This window comes from Cellulosimicrobium arenosum (assembly GCF_014837295.1).
GTDB lineage: Bacteria > Actinomycetota > Actinomycetes > Actinomycetales > Cellulomonadaceae > Cellulosimicrobium > Cellulosimicrobium arenosum.
Map to the genome: position 1 here is coordinate 51,859 of NZ_JACYHB010000003.1, position 16,787 is coordinate 68,645.

Consider the following 16,787-nt stretch of genomic DNA (forward strand, 5'->3'; position numbering starts at 1 on the left):
GCCCCGCCCCGCCGCGCGCGGGCGACGGGACGGGGCTCGACCGGGCCGGCCTGGTCAGGACTCGCAGAGCGTCGCGACCACGGTCCCCGTCCCCGCGTGACCCGGGTTGCCCGCGTACCCCGGGTCGGTCCGGACGACGACGACCTTCTCCACGGTGCCGCTCGTCGTCGATCCCTTCTTGACCGGGTCGGCGGTCACGACGACCGCCATGTACTCGGGCACGGTCGCGGGCGGGTGGGAGCTGTTGCCCGGGCGCGAGGTCCAGCGGTCGCCGCACCCCGGCGGACCCGGCACCGCGGCGTCGGCCCCCACGTAGCCCTTGAAGGCGTTCGGCCCGCCGCCGTTGTGCGAGGACCACTGCGCGCCCCAGAAGTACACGTCGGCACCGTCGGCGTGCGCCGCGTCGGCTCCCACGGCGAACGTACCGCCCGTCGGCCACGACCACTGCTCGCACGCGTCCCCGGTCCCGTCGCCGTCGGAGTCCGTCTGCGCGGGGTCCGGGTAGGCGGGGCAGACGTCGTCGCCGTCGTCCACCCCGTCGCCGTCCGTGTCGGTCTCGACGAACGTGGCGACCACGGTGCACGTGGCCTCCTGGGCGAGGGCGAGCGTCACCGAGCCGTCCGCGGCGCAGTCGCCGCCCGTGCTGATGGTGTAGCCCTCCGGTGCGACCACGCCGACGGTCCGCGGCCCCGCGAGCGAGGTCGTGGTGGAGCCGGCGTCCAGCGGTTCGCCGTCGAGTGTCAGGACGATCTCGTCCGTCGTGGCGGTCCCGCCCTCGACGTCCACGTGGACGACGAGGGACGGCGCCATGTCGTCGAACGTGACGACGCAGGTCACCGCGTCGCCGTGGTCCAGGTCCACCCCGTCCACGCAGTCGGGCCCGACGCTCGCGACGTAGCCGGGCACCGCAGAGCGCGGGGCGAGCGTGTAGGAGCCCGGCGACAGGTCGTGCGCCACTCCCGTGGCCGAACCCGTGCCCGACGCGACGACGGAGCCGTCCGCCACGACGTCGACCGCGAACGCTGCCGGGTCCGCGGTGCCCCCGGCGTCGTTCACGACCTTGGTCACGACCGTCAGCCGGGGTGCCGCGACGACCGTGTCCGTGTCCGTGGCCGTGTTGTTGTCCGGCGTCAGGTCCGCACCGTGCGACCCGTCGTCCACTGCCGTGGCGGTGACCGCGAGCGTGTCGCCGTGCCCGCCCGCCACCCGGAGGGTGAGCTCCCGCTCGACGGACGTGCCCGCCGCGAGCTCCGCGGCAGGCCAGGTCACGGTGCCGTCCGCGAACGTGCCGCCGTCGGACGCCGCCACGAACGAGGCGCCTGCCGGGACCGCCACCGTGAGGTCGACGCCGGTCGCGCCGGCCTCGCCCGTGTTGGCGACGGTGACCGTGTACGTCACGTCCTCGCCCGCACCGACCTCGGTACGCCCGTCGTCGACGGTCGTGACCAGGTCGGGGCGCTGGGTGATCTGCGTGACGCAGCCCGAGAGCAGCGCCTCCAGCACCGGGGTGGGGTTCGCGCCGAACGTGCCGATGTCGAACACCGCGCCGCCGCTGTCGAGAGCGAGGTCCTGGTAACCCTTCGAGCCGCTGCCCGGAGTGACGATCGAGTAGAGGACCGCTCCGCGCGCCGCGAGCGCCGCCCTGGCGTCCGCGACGGTCACGCCGAGCGCCTGCTGGACGGGCTCGTCCGCGACGAGCACCAGGCACACGCCCGCGTCCGGCCGCAGCCCGGCCCCGGTCCCGAGCGCGTCGACGATCGCGTTGACCCCCGGCTCGGTGCCGCCGCTCGTCGTGAGCGCGCCGGCGGCGGTCGCCACCTCGTCGAGGTTGTCGGTCGGGGGCACGTGCAGGTGCGGCAGGTAGACGTCGCGGCCCGGCGTGCTGTGGTCGCTGCCCGCACCGAACCCCCACAGCCCGATCTGGTGGTCGATGTCCGCGGCGAGCTGGTTCGAGATCGACACGACGTTGTTGCGGACCGCCGTCTGGTAGGAGCCCATCGACCCGGACTCGTCGACGAGGAAGACCACGTCGCCCGGCGGGCGCAGCGTTGTCGTCACCGTGTCCGTGTCGGTGGCCGCGGCGCGCACGCGGTCGCCCGCGAAGGAGCCGGTCACGCTCGCCTCGGACCCGGAGAACGGCACGGACGCGCGGACCACGCCGTCGGCGTCCGTGGTGAGCGTGCGCGTCTCGGGGCCGATCTCGAGCGTCACGGGGACGCCGGGCAGGGGCGCCCACGTCTCGCGGTCCCACAGCACGGCGCGCACGTCGACGTCGCCGCCCCCGGCCGTGCCGGGCACGGGCTGCACCGACAGGTACGAGCGCCGCTTCGAGACGGTCGCGGTGGCCGTGTCGGTGCGCGTGCCGCCGTCCTTGTCGGTCGCTGTCAGGGTCGCGGTGTACGTCCCGGCGGCCGTGTAGGTGTGCGGCACGCGGACCGTGCTCGCCGAGCACGGCTGCACGTCGGCGGAGGTGCCGTCGCCGAAGTCCCAGCGGCAGGCGAGCGTCGCGCGGTCACCGGTACCGGGGTCGCTCGCGCTCGCACCGGGCGTCCACGCGTCGTCGACGAGCAGCGCGGCGTTCGCGCCGGCGTCGGCCGTCGGGTTCGCGTTGGTGACGGTCACGGACCGTGTCGTGGTGGACTGCCCGCCGTACGAGTCGGTGACGGCGAGCGTCACGTCGTACGTGCCGTCGTCGGGGTACGCGTGGCTCGGGGCCGCGGTCCCCGTGGTCGTCGTGCCGTCGCCCCACGTCCAGGTGCGGGCGACGACCGCGCGGTCCGTCGTCCCGGTCGTGTCGCGGAACGCGGCGCCCGATCCCTCGGCGACCGCCGCCGGGCCCGTCGCGGCCACGGCGGGCGGGCCGACGACCGTCTGGGGACGGGTGGTGCTCGACGTGCGGCCCGCGGCGTCGGTGACCGTGAGCGTCACCGGGTACGTGCCGGGCGCCGCGTACGTGTGCGTCGGTGTCTGCGCGGTGGACGACGTGCCGTCACCGAGGTCCCAGGCCCACGCGACGACGTCGTCGTCGGGGTCCGTCGTGGTGTCGTGGAAGGTCACCGTCGCGTCGCCCACCTGCCCGGTCAGGAGCCGCAGCTCGTCCACCGCGAGGTAGCTCGTCGTGCCCCACCGGTCGTGGGCGTCGAGCCGCACGTACCGGGCGGGCACGGGCTCGTCGAGCGCGAAGGTCTGCCGTGAGGCGTCGTTCGCGAGCGTGCCCTGCAGCACCGTGGTCAGGTCGTCCGTGCCGCTGCCGGTGGTCGAGACCGCGATCTCGAAGTCCCGCAGGCGCGGGCCCGACGTCGCCGACCGCAGCTCCACCGCGTCGACCAGGTACTCGTCCGCGAGCTCGAGCGTCGCCCACTGGTCGGTGACCTGCCCGGTCGCGGTGCGCCACGGGCGGGACGCGTCGGGGTAGTCGACGTCGACCATCTCCTGCGCGGCGTACGAGCCGGACGACTGGCTCGACGAGCCGAGGACGCGCGCACCGTGGTGCACGAGCGCCACGTCGGCGCGGCCCTCGGACGGCAGCGGCGCGAACGTCGCGACCGGCGGGCCGGAGACGTCGACGTGCCGGGTCACGACGGTCGACGCCGCGCCCAGGGTGTCGACGACCCGCAGCGCCACCGTCGCGTCGGCCGTGAGCTCGTGCTCGGGGGACTGCTCGGTGCTGTCCACGTCGAAGGACGAGCCGTCGTGGTCGAGGTCCCACTCCCACGACGCGATGCCGTCCGCGTCGGTCGACGCGTCGGTCAGCCGGACCGTCGAGCCGATCTCGGGCTGGGCCGGGTCGACCGTGAACGCGGCGACCGGGCGGTCGGTGACGACGACGTCGTGCGTGACCGACGCGCTCTCGCCGTCGTCGTCCGTGACGGTGAGCGTCACCGGGTACGTGCCCGCGGTGGACCATGCGTGCTCGAGGGTCGCCGTGGTCGCGTCCGCGGCGCCGTCGGCGTCGAGGTCCCACTCCCACGTGGCGACCTCGCCGTCGGGGTCGGTGGAGGTGTCCGTGAGCGTGACGGGCTCGTCGAGGATCCCGGGGACCGGCGCGGCGTCGAAGTCCGCGGCGGGCGGGCCGGAGTCCCGCGTGGCCGGGTCGCAGTCGTCGTCGAGACCGTTGCCGGGCACCTCGGTGGCGCCGGGGTGGACGTCGGCGTCGTCGTCGGCGCAGTCGACGTTCGCGGTCCAGCCGTCGCCGTCCGCGTCGGGGTGGGTCACGAGCACGGTCCAGCCGGCCGAGCGGCGTGACGTCCCGTCGGACACGACGACCCGCAGGTCGTGTGCCGCGGGGTCCGCGGAGGTCGCGGCGTAGGTGAACGTGCTCCCGGTCCCGGCCGGCTGCCCGTCGAGCTCCCACTGCGGCGTGAGCTGTCGACCGTCCGGCCCCGTGCCGGTCGCGGACAGCTCCCGCGTCCCGCCGAGCTCGACCTCCACGAGGCCGGCGTCAGGCGCGGGCTCGAGGCCGCCCAGCGTCACGCCCGGGTCCGCGGCCGTGACGCGCACGGTCGCGACGTCGACCCCGACGAGGCCGGTCGGTCCCGTGCCGCGGACCGTGACGAGGTGGTCGCCCGACGTCGCCGGGGTGTACGACGCCGTCGCGCCGGTCGCGTCGTCGAGGTCGCCGTCGCCGTCCAGGTCCCACGCGACCTGCGCGCAGTCTGCGCACGTCGCGGCCAGGTCCACGGGCGTGCCGAGCGGCACCGAGTACGGGCCGGCTGCGTCGACGACCGGGTGGGCCGTTGCTCCCTGGGCGTCGACCAGGTCCTCGAGCTCGGCGACGACGGGGTCCATCGCGTTCGCCACGTCGGTGAACGCCGTGGACATCGACGCGTTCGCCGCGACCTGGTCCGCGACGACCTCCCCCAGGGACGCGTACGGGTGCTCGAGCTCGATGTCCTCGACGAACACGCGGTTCAGCTCGTCGATCTCGTCGCCCGACAGGCCCGCGTTGCGCAGGGCACGGTCCTCGTCCGCGGTCAGCCCGTCGGCGGCGACGCGGGACTGCGTGGCGCGCACGTCGTCGAGCGCGGCGTCGGCGTCGAGGCCCGCGTCGGCCAGCGCCGCGTCGAGCGCCTCGGCCGCCCGGTCCTGCCGGTCGAGCACGACGGTCAGGTCGGACGCCCGGGCCTGCACGTCGCGTGCCTGCAGGAGTGCGGCCGCGACGTCGTCGGCCTGGCCGGCGCCCTGGTACTTCTCCATCGACGCGAGGTACGTCCGCGTGAGCGCCTCTCCCTGACCCACCGTGTCGGCCCAGTCGGCGAGCGCCGTGCCGACGGGGTCCCCCGAGGGCCAGTCGAACGAGGCGACCGCGCCGGGGAGCGCGGGGTCGGCGAAGTCCGGGTCCGGCGGGTCGGCGGCGATCCCCTCGTAGTGGCGGGCGTGGTTCGCGACCGTGCGCACGACCTCCAGGCGCAGGCGGAGCGTGTCCTGGATGCTCGCCGTCGGGCAGTGCACGCTGACGGGCATGCCCTCGGGCGAGGCGGATATCGCGGGGACGCTGCAGACGTACGTCAGGTAGAACTGGACGAGAGACGCTCCCGCGCTCCCGCCCATGAAGGGCGAGACCAGCTCGTACGTGGTGACGAGCGCGAAGAGCGCCGAGTAGGCGAGCGCCGCGTCGTTCCAGTGGTCGGCCTCGGCCGAGGCCGCCGACTTCATGCCGGCGATCGCGCTGCCGGGCAGGTCCGGCACGCTGCTCGGGATCTGCACGGAGAACGCCTCGCGCGCGATCGTGTCGGAACCGTCGAAGATCCCGTTCTGGCACGTGTCCTCGACGACGTCGTACGTGCCGGTCCCGAGCGTGCCGCCTGGCGCCGTGATCGCGACCTGCTCGTCGATCACGGCGCTGCCGAGGAGGAAGCTCTGGATCGTGTTCGGGGTGCCGCTGACGTCGGAGAGCGTGCTGCCGGGCGAGACGCTGCCGGTCGGGACGACGTAGACGTCGGACGTGGTCTCGATGAAGTCGCAGTCCCGGGTCAGTCCGCCCGTCTCGATGAGGACGACCTCGTTGGCGCCGTACACCGACCTCCCGAACGCGAAGGTCTGGGCGTTCGCTGCCGCCGGTCCGGCCACCACCACCGAGGTACCGGTCGCCAGCACGCCGGCGAGGACGCCGGCGACCACAGCACGTACGGACGTCCGCATGAAGATCTCCCCAGGTCAGGGCGGCGGGCGCCGCGCTCGCTCATCCTGGTGGGCCGCTGGGAGGATGTCGAGGGTGAACTTCCACGGTCCGGAGCCGATCGGTCAGTGCCCGATGAGTCCGGGCCGCGACCTCGGTCGGAACCGGGGTGGAGAGACGGGCGGGCTCGACCGAGGACGCCGGACGGGAGACGGGCATGAGCACGGGAATCGTGACGACGAGCGCGAGCGTCTCGCTCGACGGATTCATCGCCGGGCCGGGGGAGACCGGGATCGAGCACCTCTTCGAGTGGTACGACGCCGGGACGGAGGTGTTCCCCAGCGCCAACCCCGGTGTCTCGTTCAACCTGTCGGCGGCCGACCACGCCTACCTCACCGCGGCGATGGCGCGGATCGGTGCGCTCGTCGTCGGACGGCACCTGTTCGACATCACCGACGGGTGGGGCGGCACGCACCCGCTCGACAAGCCCGTCGTCGTGCTCACGCACCACGTCCCGCACGACTGGGTCGCCGCCCACCCGGCAGCGCCGTTCCGGTTCGTCACCACCGGGATCGAGGACGCCGTCGCGGCCGGCCACGAGGCAGCGGGCGGGCTCGACGTCGCGGTGAACGCCGGCCGCATGGCGAGCCAGGCGCTCGCGGCCGGGCTGCTGGAGGAGGTCGTGCTCGACGTCGTCCCGGTCCTCCTCGGCGGCGGCGTGCCGTTCTTCGACGACCTCGGGGCCGCCCCGCGACTGCTGGACGGCCCCGAGATCACGCCGGGCGAGCGGGTCACGCACCTGCGGTTCAGCGTGCGGGCTGCCTGACGCCGTCGAGCCACCCGGCCAGCCGGTCGGGCCGGTCGGTGATGATCCCGTCGACACCGAGCCGCACGGCGGCCTCCCAGTGCGCCGGCTCGTTCAGCGTCCAGACGGTGGTGCGCAGCCCCGCGTCGTGCAGGCGGTCCACCAGTCCCGGGTCCTCGAGCAGGAGCGTGCCGACGGGGTTGCACGTCTCGACGCCGAGCGCGGCGCACCGGTCCGGCAGGTCGGCGCCGGACTCCATGACGAGCAGGCCGCGCCGCAGGGACGGGTCGGCCGCACCCAGCGCGGCGACGCTCTGCGGCCAGAAGCTCTGGCCGACGACGCGCTCCGTGAGGCCCGCGGACCGCAACGGGTCGGTCACCGAGCGCGCCTGCTCGACCGTCCACGCGCCCTTGAGCTCGACCAGCAGCTCGATGCCGGGCCGGGTCTCGAGGAACGCCACGACCTCGTCGAAGGTCGGGACGCGCTGCCCGGCGAACGCCGGGGCGAACCACGACCCGGCGTCGAGCGACCGGACCGCCGCGAGATCCATCCCCGCGACGGCACCGCTGCCGGACGTCGTCGCGTCGACGGTGTCGTCGTGGATGACGACCACCACGCCGTCGGCGGTGAGCCGCACGTCGAGCTCGACGCACTCCACCCCGGCCCGCCACGCCGCCTCGAACGCGGCGAGCGTGTTCTGCGGCGCGACGGAGCTGTTGCCACGGTGCGCGACGACGGCCGGACGGTTCACAGGTACGGCTCCACGTTCTCGGAGTAGGCGGTCTCGATCTGCGGGGCGATCTCTTCGAAGGCCGTGCGCGGGTCGGTGCCCTCGATGACGATCTGCTCGATCGCGTCGTTGAGCAGCGCGTCGGCGCCCGGCACGAACACCCGGACATCGTCCTGGATGCGGGCCTTGTCCGCGAGCTGGTCGACGGCGGTGCGGAACTGCGGTGTCTCCTCGTACGTCGCGGTCATGGTCTCGCTCTCGACCGCCGAGGTGCGTACCGGCATGTAGCCGGTGCTCTGCGAGAAGTACGCCGTGCTCTCGGTGTTCGTGAGGAACGCGAGGAACATCGCCGCGGCCACCTGGCTGCCGAACATGGCGGGCAACGTCACCGTCGAGCCCGGTGCGCCGAAGGGCGCGACGTTCGCCGTCTGGAACGACCTCGTGCACGCGGACTACACGCAGCAGGACGTGCACGGCCTCGTCGAGCTGTCGTTCCCCGCGATGGCGCAGAAGACCTGGGCCGCGCGCACGCCCGAGCTGTCGTTCAGCGGGTTCTCGGCGCTGACCCGCACCCTGGGCATCGGCCCGGGGATCGACGTCGTCCAGTTCACGCGCGGCGGCGAGCGCGCGGGCGAGCTGAGCCACGACGCGGCCGTCGCGGCCTCGTCGTCCGACGAGGGACACGGGCCTGAGGCGCTCACCGACGGGCAGACGACGACCCGCTGGGAGACCTCCTCGACCGACGAGGCGACGCTCACGGTCGACCTCGGCGATCGCGCAGCACGTCGGCGCCGTGGAGGTCGACTGGACGACGGCGCACCCGGCGTCGTACACGGTGCAGACGTCCGCGGACGGCACGACCTGGACGGCCGGCGTCGCGCACTCCGTGGGCGGCCCCGGTGCCGACCGGGTAGAGCTGCCCGGCCAGGCGGCGCGGTACGTCCGCCTCGGTGCGATCGTCCCGGCGACCGGCGCCGGGCTCGGTGCGTGGCGCCTGTCCGTGCTCGACCGGCCCGACCTCGCCCTCGGCGGGGACGTGACGGCGTCGGGCACGGAGAGCGCCCGAGGCCCGCACCGACACGCTCGAGACCGAGCCGACGACGGCCCGGTTCGTCCGCGTGACCACGACCGCCAAGGCGATCGGCCCGTACCTGTCGCTGTACGACCTCGAAGTCCGCGGGACCCCGGCGTCGGCGGGCACGGTCGACGCCGAGGCCTCGGCCCGGTGCATGGCCGGGCGGGCGCACGTCGCGGTGCGGGTGCTGCCGGACACCGCCGGACCGACCGACGTCGACGTCGCGACCGTGGTCGGGTCGAAGACGTTCGCCGACGTCGCACCGGGACGCTCGGCATACGTGGCGTTCCCGGCGCGCTCGACGCAGGTCGGCGCGGGGACCGTCGACGTGCGGGTGAGCGACGGCCGGACGGCCGAGATCACGTACGCCCCCCTCACGTGCTGAGGAGCCGGCCGGTGGGCTGACGGGGCGCCGGCGAGATGCGAGAAGATACTGTCGGTCGGGCCTTCCCGACGACAGGTTCTCGCATCTCGCCGGGGCACCGACGGGACCGACAGACGGGTGGACCGTGAACGGACCGGACCGCGCGACCGACGTCGTGACGATCGACGGCGGCGACCTGGGCTGCGCGCGTCTCCTCGTCCTCCTGCGCGGCCGGGTGGCGACGATGGCGGACGGTACCGTCGTGCACCTCGTCACCTCGGACCCTGTCGCGCCGATCGACCTGCCCGTGTGGTGCCGGATGACGGGCCACGAGTACGTCGGGGTGGTCGACGCGGGGGAGGGCGCACCCGACGACACCGCACCGACCTACGCCGTGCGCGTCACCGCGACACCCGTGGCGACGGACCCCGACCGACCATGGCGGACGGCGGGCTGACTGCACCCGTGCAGGCTCGTCGCCGGCTCAGGCTGGCCGGCGGTTCCGGGTGGGCCCCGTGCTGCCCCGCACGACGAACTCCACCGGAGGCAGCTGCACCGTCGGTGCCTGCTTCCTCTCGACGAGTGCCACCAGCGTCTGTGCGGCTGCGGTTCCCCAGGAGACGACGTTCTGCCGCACCGTCGTCAGCGGAGGGACGACGTAGGGGGCGAGGGGTACGTCGTCGAACCCGACGACGGACAGGTCCTCGGGCACCCGGATGCCGCGGTCGGTCGCGGCTGAGATCCCGGCGATGGCCATGAGGTCGTTGCCGTAGAGGATCGCGCTGGGCGGCTGCGGCAGGTCGAGGAGCTCGTGCGTCGCGCGTGCGCCGCCTGCCCCGGTGAAGTCCGCGGTGACCACGGGGCCGATGGGCAGGCCGAGCTCGGCGAGCGTCTCCTGCCAGGCGCGCCGGCGCGCCTCGGTGTGCACGTAGCCCGGTGCCCCCATGACGTGCGCTATCCGGTGGTGGCCGAGGGAGTGCAGGTGATGGACGGCGCGCCGTACGCCGGCGCCGTCGTCCATGCTGATGACGACGTCACCGCCCGCGTCGGCTCCCTCGGGTGCGATGACGACCAGGTCCAGGCCGAGCGCCGCGATCTCGCGCGGCCGGGAGTCACCCACGCGGACGTCGGTGAGAAAGACACCGTCGACCCGCGACTCGCGCGCGAAGCGCTCGTAGGCGGCGCGCTCGGTCTTCTCGTCGGGGACGACGTGCAGGACGAGCGAGTAGTCGCGGGCCGTCAGACCGATCTCCACGCCTGCCATGAACTGGGGGAAGAACGGGTCCGTGCTCAACAGCTCGGGTTCTCGGCGGATCACGAGGCCGACGGCCTGGGTCCGGCTGCGCGACAACGCCCGCGCGCGCGCGCTGGGCTGCCAGCCGAGATCGGCCGCTGCGGCGAGGATCCGTTCCTTGGCGGCCGCGCTCACGCCCGGGCGATCGTTGAACACGAACGACACCGCGCTCTTGGAGACGCCTGCTCGTGCGGCGACGTCGCCGATCGTCACTCGTTTGCGGGGGATCGTTCCCACGGGCGGGTCTGTTCTCGTGCCCGTACCCGTGGTCGGGATCGATTGCTCCGGTGCGTTCACTGGTGCAGCGTAGCGCACGGTTTACTAGATGTTTAGCCCTTGTTGCGAATGGCTGAACCTCAGAGTTCAGCGGGTTTGCGGCGCTGGGACGCCCGGTCTGCCGACGGCTTGACGTTGAGGACTCAAACCGGTTTACTGATGGCGTCAAGGTTGTCGCAGCACGACCGGCACGACCGGCTCGGTACGACGCCGGTGAACGACGAACGGGCGGCGAGCGCTCGGATGAGGAGATGGGCGCAATGATGCGTAAAGCACGGATGACAGCGCTAGCAGCACTCTCGGTAGCGGTCCTGCCGCTCGCCGCCTGCGGGTCGGGTGGGAGCGACGAAGGGACCGGCGACGGTTCGGGAGAGCTGACCAGCGGCCCGATCGACATCTGGTACTCCACGAACGAGCAGGAGATCGCGTGGGGAGACCAGGTCGTCGAGGCCTGGAACACCGACCACCCCGACGAGGAGGTGACCGCGCAGGCGATCCCGGCGGGGAGCTCCTCCGAGGACGTCATCGCGGCCTCGATCACCGCCGGCAACACGCCGTGCCTCGTCTTCAACACCGCGCCCTCCGCCGTCCCTGCCTTCCAGAAGCAGGGCGGTCTCGTCGACCTCTCGACGACGTTCGAGGACGGCGAGGAGTACGTCACGGGTCGTTCCGGTGACGCCGCCGACGGGTTCCGCAGCGCGGACGGCGACCTCTACCAGATCCCCTGGAAGACCAACCCGTTCATGCTCTACTACAACAAGGACGTCTTCGAGAACGCGGGCCTCGACCCCGAGAGCCCGAAGCTCGAGACCTACGACGACGTCCTGGCCGCCGCGAAGGCGATCAAGGACTCCGGTTCCGCCGACTTCGCGATCTACCCCCCGGCCACCGCGGACTACACGAACGTCAACTTTGACTTCTACCCGTTCTTCCTCGCCAACTCCGACGGGACCCAGCTCATCGAGGACGGCAAGTCCACGTTCACGAGCCCCGAGGGCATGGAGACGCTCGAGTTCTGGCAGACCCTCTACGCCGAGGGATACTCGTCCGCCGAGGCCTACAGCGGTGACATGTGGGCGGGCCCGTTCGCCGACGGTGTGGCGGCGATGGGTGTCGCCGGGCCGTGGGGCAAGGCGCAGTTCGACGGCAAGGTCGAGTTCGGCGTCGTGCCGCTCCCGACCGTCGACGGCAAGGCGGCCGACGCGACCTCGACGTTCGCGGACTCGAAGAACATCGGCCTCTACACGGCCTGCGAGAACAAGCAGACCGCCTGGGACTTCGCGAAGTTCGCGACGAACGACGACAACGACCTCGCACTGCTCGAGGGCACCGGCCAGTTCCCCACGCGCACCGACGCGTCCGAGCTCGCCGCGGACTTCCTCGCGGAGAACCCGTTCTTCGAGCCCTTCGCGGCGGCAGTCCCGCTCGCGGTCGACGTGCCGACCGTCGACGGCCTCGCCGAGAAGATGCAGGTCTTCCGCGACGCCTGGAGCGGCACCGTGCAGTCCGGGTCGGGCGACCTGAACTCGACGTTCGACCAGGCCGCTACCACCGTCGACGGCCTGTCGGGCTGACGCAGGACCGACGAGGCGATCCCATGACCACCCTCCGTGACACGGAGTCCCGGTCAGGGGAGCGGGGCGCGCAGGACAGCGCCCCGCTCCCGGGCCGGGGCGCCGGCAAGCCCGCCCCGCGAGGTCGGCGCCTGCAGCGGTTGCTCGGCGAGCACCCGCTCGGGCTCCTCCTCAGCACCCCGTACACCGCGTTCGTCGTCATCGTCTTCCTGATCCCGTTCGGGTTCGGGGTGTGGATGGCGTTCCACGACTTCTTCTTCACGGCGCCCGGGGTCCAGGTCCCGCACCCGTTCGTGGGGCTCGACAACTTCCGCCAGGTCCTCGCGGACCCGGCCGTGCACCAGGCATTCAAGAACCTCCTGATCTTCCTGGTGATCAACGTGCCGCTGACCGTCGCGCTGGCGCTGGTGCTCGCCGTCGGGCTCGACAGCGTCGTGCACTGGAAGGGGTTCTTCCGGGTCTCCTACTACGTCCCCTACGTGACCGCGTCCGTCGCGACGCTCGCCGTGTGGATCTACATGTTCAACGGCAACGGCGTGGTCAACCGGCTCCTCGGCGACCTCGCCCCGGACCCCACCTGGCTCGCGAACAGCGGCCTGATCATGCCGCTCATCGCGGTGTACGTGACGTGGAAGAACCTCGGGTTCTACGTACTCCTCTACCTGGCCGCGCTCCAGGCCGTCCCCAAGGAGCTGCACGAGGCCGCCGAGATGGACGGGGCCGGCGCGTGGCGCAGGTTCCGCAGCGTCACCCTGCCGGCGGTCCGACCGGTCACGTCGCTCGTGATCCTGCTCTCCATCATCATGACCGGCCAGATCTTCACCGAGCCGTACTTGCTCACCGGCGGGGGACCGAACGGCGCCTCCATGACCCCGGCGCTGCTCATGTACCAGAAGGGCATCCAGCAGGGACAGCCAGACATCGCCGCCGCGATCGGCCTGATCCTCGTGCTCGCGGTGATGATCCTGTCCCTCGTCTCCCGCCGTCTCACCGAGAGGAAGGGCTGACATGTCGACCACCACCGACCGCCCCGCCGCGGACGGCACGACCACGCCCGGCCCGACGGCGGCCCGGCCCACGGACCGGCCGCGACGCGGCGTGCTCCCCGCGCTGCGGTTCGCGGTCCTGCTCCTCGGCGCGGTCCTCGCGCTTGTGCCGTTCTACTACATGATCATCGGCGCGCTGCAGAAGGAGCGGGACACCAGCGTCCGCGGCCTCCTGCCGCTCCCCGACAACCTCACGCTCGAGAACTTCGCGGGTGTCAACCAGTCGATCGACCTCGCGCGCTCCCTGCTGAACTCGCTGATCATGACGGCCGGTGTCGTCGGGTGCACGCTCGTGTTCGGGCTCCTCGTCGGCTACGCCCTGGCCGTCCTGTCGTTCCGTGGGCAGGGCCTCGTGTTCGCGCTCGTCCTGCTCGTCCAGGCGATCCCGTTCCAGCTGCTGATGATCCCGCTGTACGTCATGGTCGTGCGCTACTTCAACCTCGCGGACAACTACCTCGGCATGATCCTGCCGTTCGCCGTCAACTCGGTCGCGGTGCTGATCTTCCGGCAGTACTTCCTGCAGATCCCGCGCGACATCTTCGACGCCGCACGGATCGACGGCGCGAGCGAGGTCCGCATCCTGCGCTCGGTCGCCGTGCCGCTCGTCCGGCCGGCGATCCTCACCGCGATGCTCGTGACGTTCATCGGGCCGTGGAACGAGTTCCTCTGGCCGTTCCTCGTCACCAAGGACGCAACAATGCAGCCGCTGGCCGTGAGCCTCGCGAACTTCTCGCAGGCGAACTCCACGTTCCAGGACAACCCCATGGGTGCCGTCCTCGCCGGCGCGTGCGTCCTCGCGATCCCCGCCGTCGTGCTCTTCCTGCTGTTCCAGCGGCATTTCACGTCCGCGAACCTCGGCTCCGCGATCAAGGGCTGACGCCCGCCCCTCCGAACCACCGCAAGGCAAGGTAATGACCCAGGTGAACCAGATCTCCCACGTCTCGACCGTCCCCTACGCACTGCGCAGGCTCGGCACGATCATGACCCCCGAGGCGGGCAACCCGCTCGAGGTCGAGGGCGTGCTCAACCCCGGCACCGCCCGGGGCCCCGACGGCGAGCTCTACCTCTACCCGCGCCTCGTCGCCGCAGGGAACGTCTCGCGCGTCGGCCGCGCCCGCATCGTCGTCGAGGACGGCGTCCCCGTCGGAGTCGAGCGGCTCGGCGTCGTGCTCGCCCCGGACGAGGGCTGGGAGCGCGGACGCCAGAACGCGGGGGTCGAGGACCCTCGGATCACGTTCGTCGAGCCGCTCGGTCTGTACGTCATGACGTACGTCGCGTACGGGCCGCTGGGCCCGAAGCCGGCGCTCGCGGTCTCTCGCGACACGGTCGCGTGGCGACGCCTCGGGCCGATCCGCTTCGCGTACCAGCCGGAGCTGGACACCGACCTCAACCTCTTCCCCAACAAGGACATCGTCTTCTTCCCCGAGGCGGTCCCGGGGCCCGACGGGCGTCCCGCGCTCGCGCTGCTGCACCGGCCCATGTGGGACCTCGACTGGCTGCGTCCGGGTGAGGGCGCGCGTACGCCCGCCGGCATCGACGACCCACGTCCGTCGATCTGGATCGGGTACGTCGACCTCGAAGCGGCGTCGCGCGACCTGTCCGCGCTCACCCATGTGCAGGGGTCGGAGATGGTGGCGGAGCCCGAGATGCCGTTCGAGGAGTCGAAGATCGGTGGTGGCCCGCCGCCGCTGCGGGTGTCCGAGGGCTGGCTGATCCTGCACCACGGCGTCACCGGGGCGAACGCCTCGGGATTCGAGCTCTCCTACGGCGCGCGCTACACGGCCGGGGCGATGATCCTCGACGCGGCGGACCCGCGCCGGGTGATCGCGAGGACGGCCGAGCCGCTGCTCGTCCCCGAGACCGACGACGAGCTCCAGGGCACGCTCGGAAACGTCGTCTTCCCGACGGCGATCGAGGAGATCGACGGGCGCCGCTTCGTGTTCTACGGCATGGCGGACTCGAAGATCGGCGTCGCGGAGCTCGAGCGCCGCGATGACTGACCTCGCACGGAGCACGGACGTCATCGATGCCAGCGCGGTGCTCGACCGTGTCGTTAAGGCGTACGACGTGCGCGGCGTCGTGCCCGACGAGCTCAGTCCCGACGTGGCGCGGGCTCTCGGCGCGGCGTTCGTCGAGGAGGTCGTGCGGCCCGACGCCGCCGGACGTGTGCCGCGGGTCGCCGTCGCCCGCGACATGCGCGACAGCGGCCCCGAGATCGTGGGCGCGTTCGTCGCCGGTGCGACGTCTGCAGGTGCTGACGTGCTCGACGCCGGGCTCTGCTCGACCGACGAGCTGTACCTCGCGACGGCCCTGCACGACGCCGCGGGCGCCATGTTCACCGCGAGCCACAACCCGGCGCGCTACAACGGCGTGAAGATGTGCCTGCCGGGGGCTCGCCCGGTCGGCCAGGGCTCGGGTCTGCGTGCCGTGCGTGACCGGGCCGCGGAGCTGCTCGACGGCGCCGCGGTCCCCGGACCGCGCACCGGGACGGTCGCACGGGTCGACGTCCTGCGCGACTACGCGGCCCGCCTGCGCTCGCTCGTGGACCTCTCGGGCGGACGACACCTGCGCGTCGTCATCGACGCCGGGAACGGCATGGCGGGACTGACGGTCCCCGCGGTGCTCGGCATGGGCGTCGGGCTCGGTGCGCTGCCGCTCGGGATCGTCCCGCTGTACTTCGAGCTTGACGGATCGTTCCCGCACCACGAGGCGAACCCGCTCGACCCCGCGAACACGATCGACCTGCAGGAGGCCGTGGTGCGCCACCGTGCCGACCTGGGGCTCGCGTTCGACGGGGACGCCGACCGCTGCTTCGTCGTCGACGAGCGCGGGCAGCGCGTCGACCCCTCCACGGTGACCGCCCTCGTCGGGCTGCGCGAGGCGGTGCGCGAGCGCGCCGCCGGGCGTGCACCGGTCGTGCTGCACAACGTCATCACGTCGCGGGCCGTCCCTGAGCTCCTCGCGGCACAGGGCGTCCGGACGGTGCGGACGCGGGTGGGCCACTCGTTCGTCAAGGCCGTGATGGCCACTGAGGACGCGGTGTTCGGCGGGGAGCACAGCGGGCACTTCTACTTCCGTGACTTCTACGGAGCGGACTCGGGGATGCTCGCGGCGATGCACGTCCTCGCGGCGCTCGGGGAGCAGGACGGCCCGCTGTCCGCGCTCGTCGCCGACCTCGACCCGTACGTGCGGTCCGGCGAGGTGAACGTGCGCGTCGACGACGTCCCGGCCGCGCAGGAGCGGGCACTGGCGGCGGTGGCGACGCTGACGGCGCCGACCGGGGAGACAGGGCCGGGCCTCGAGGTCGACCGGCTCGACGGACTCACCGTGTCCCGCTGGGACACGCAGGGCACGTCGCCGACGGCCGGCTCCTGGTGGCTCAACCTGCGGTCCTCGAACACGGAGCCCCTGCTGCGGCTCAACGTCGAGGCGACCGACGCCGAGACGATGCGGCGCGTGCGTGACAGCGTCCTGGACGCAGTGGCACCTGAGAGGAGCGCCTGAC

13 protein-coding genes are annotated in these 16,787 nt (G+C 72.6%); 8 read left to right on the forward strand and 5 right to left on the reverse strand.

The window, feature by feature from the left end:
- Positions 1 to 54: 54 nt before the first annotated feature.
- Positions 55 to 6,141: a PKD domain-containing protein gene (locus tag IF651_RS04785; protein ID WP_191827964.1), complete on the reverse strand. Its 6,087-nt coding sequence runs from the start codon at positions 6,139 to 6,141 to the stop codon at positions 55 to 57.
- Positions 6,142 to 6,335: 194 nt separating this feature from the next.
- Between IF651_RS04785 and IF651_RS04790 the strand changes: the two genes are divergently transcribed.
- Positions 6,336 to 6,944 carry a dihydrofolate reductase family protein gene (locus tag IF651_RS04790; RefSeq protein ID WP_191827965.1) on the forward strand — a complete coding sequence of 203 codons (609 nt, stop codon included), beginning with the start codon at positions 6,336 to 6,338 and terminating at the stop codon, positions 6,942 to 6,944.
- Here IF651_RS04790 and IF651_RS04795 read toward each other — a convergent pair.
- The 3 genes from IF651_RS04795 to IF651_RS04805 form a co-directional block, all read right to left on the reverse strand.
- Entirely contained in the window at positions 6,925 to 7,674 is a 750-nt protein-coding gene (locus tag IF651_RS04795; RefSeq protein WP_191827966.1) for a glycerophosphodiester phosphodiesterase family protein, read from the reverse strand. The genes IF651_RS04790 and IF651_RS04795 overlap by 20 nt on opposite strands.
- Entirely contained in the window at positions 7,671 to 8,027 is a 357-nt protein-coding gene (locus IF651_RS04800; protein ID WP_191827967.1) for an extracellular solute-binding protein, read from the reverse strand. The genes IF651_RS04795 and IF651_RS04800 overlap by 4 nt, the downstream gene beginning before the upstream one ends.
- A gap of 78 nt (positions 8,028 to 8,105) precedes the next feature.
- A complete protein-coding gene (locus IF651_RS04805) occupies positions 8,106 to 8,411 on the reverse strand; it encodes a hypothetical protein (protein WP_191827968.1) in 306 nt (101 codons plus the stop codon).
- Between the two features lie 360 nt (positions 8,412 to 8,771).
- Between IF651_RS04805 and IF651_RS04810 the strand changes: the two genes are divergently transcribed.
- Complete coding sequence (locus IF651_RS04810) at positions 8,772 to 9,113, forward strand: hypothetical protein (RefSeq protein WP_191827969.1); 342 nt, start codon at positions 8,772 to 8,774, stop codon at positions 9,111 to 9,113.
- A gap of 124 nt (positions 9,114 to 9,237) precedes the next feature.
- A complete protein-coding gene (locus IF651_RS17570) occupies positions 9,238 to 9,549 on the forward strand; it encodes a sulfurtransferase TusA family protein (RefSeq protein WP_191827970.1) in 312 nt (103 codons plus the stop codon).
- Between the two features lie 27 nt (positions 9,550 to 9,576).
- On the opposite strand, the gene IF651_RS04820 is transcribed toward IF651_RS17570, so the two are convergent.
- Entirely contained in the window at positions 9,577 to 10,623 is a 1,047-nt protein-coding gene (locus IF651_RS04820) for a substrate-binding domain-containing protein (protein WP_206715150.1), read from the reverse strand.
- A gap of 317 nt (positions 10,624 to 10,940) precedes the next feature.
- Between IF651_RS04820 and IF651_RS04825 the strand changes: the two genes are divergently transcribed.
- From IF651_RS04825 to IF651_RS04845, 5 genes are read left to right on the forward strand one after another with little or no spacing between them, the layout of a single operon-like run.
- Complete coding sequence (locus tag IF651_RS04825) at positions 10,941 to 12,236, forward strand: ABC transporter substrate-binding protein (RefSeq protein WP_191827971.1); 1,296 nt, start codon at positions 10,941 to 10,943, stop codon at positions 12,234 to 12,236.
- A 23-nt stretch (positions 12,237 to 12,259) separates the two neighbouring features.
- A complete protein-coding gene (locus tag IF651_RS04830) occupies positions 12,260 to 13,243 on the forward strand; it encodes a carbohydrate ABC transporter permease (RefSeq protein WP_191827972.1) in 984 nt (327 codons plus the stop codon).
- Position 13,244: 1 nt separating this feature from the next.
- Positions 13,245 to 14,159: an ABC transporter permease subunit gene (locus IF651_RS04835; RefSeq protein ID WP_191827973.1), complete on the forward strand. Its 915-nt coding sequence runs from the start codon at positions 13,245 to 13,247 to the stop codon at positions 14,157 to 14,159.
- Between the two features lie 34 nt (positions 14,160 to 14,193).
- Positions 14,194 to 15,282 carry a glycoside hydrolase family 130 protein gene (locus IF651_RS04840; RefSeq protein ID WP_191827974.1) on the forward strand — a complete coding sequence of 363 codons (1,089 nt, stop codon included), beginning with the start codon at positions 14,194 to 14,196 and terminating at the stop codon, positions 15,280 to 15,282.
- Positions 15,275 to 16,786: a phosphomannomutase/phosphoglucomutase gene (locus IF651_RS04845; protein ID WP_191827975.1), complete on the forward strand. Its 1,512-nt coding sequence runs from the start codon at positions 15,275 to 15,277 to the stop codon at positions 16,784 to 16,786. Before IF651_RS04840 ends, IF651_RS04845 begins: the two co-directional genes overlap by 8 nt.
- Position 16,787: the final 1 nt, after the last annotated feature.

Bases quoted from the DNA above. Each gene is read 5' to 3' on its own strand.
- IF651_RS04785 (WP_191827964.1), bottom strand. From the start codon at position 6,141: ATGCGGACGTCCGTACGTGCTGTGGTCGCCGGCGTCCTCGCCGGCGTG.
- IF651_RS04790 (WP_191827965.1), top strand. From the start codon at position 6,336: ATGAGCACGGGAATCGTGACGACGAGCGCGAGCGTCTCGCTCGACGGA.
- IF651_RS04800 (WP_191827967.1), bottom strand. From the start codon at position 8,027: ATGTTCGGCAGCCAGGTGGCCGCGGCGATGTTCCTCGCGTTCCTCACG.
- IF651_RS04825 (WP_191827971.1), top strand. From the start codon at position 10,941: ATGACAGCGCTAGCAGCACTCTCGGTAGCGGTCCTGCCGCTCGCCGCC.
- IF651_RS04830 (WP_191827972.1), top strand. From the start codon at position 12,260: ATGACCACCCTCCGTGACACGGAGTCCCGGTCAGGGGAGCGGGGCGCG.
- IF651_RS04835 (WP_191827973.1), top strand. From the start codon at position 13,245: ATGTCGACCACCACCGACCGCCCCGCCGCGGACGGCACGACCACGCCC.
- IF651_RS04840 (WP_191827974.1), top strand. From the start codon at position 14,194: ATGACCCAGGTGAACCAGATCTCCCACGTCTCGACCGTCCCCTACGCA.
- IF651_RS04845 (WP_191827975.1), top strand. From the start codon at position 15,275: ATGACTGACCTCGCACGGAGCACGGACGTCATCGATGCCAGCGCGGTG.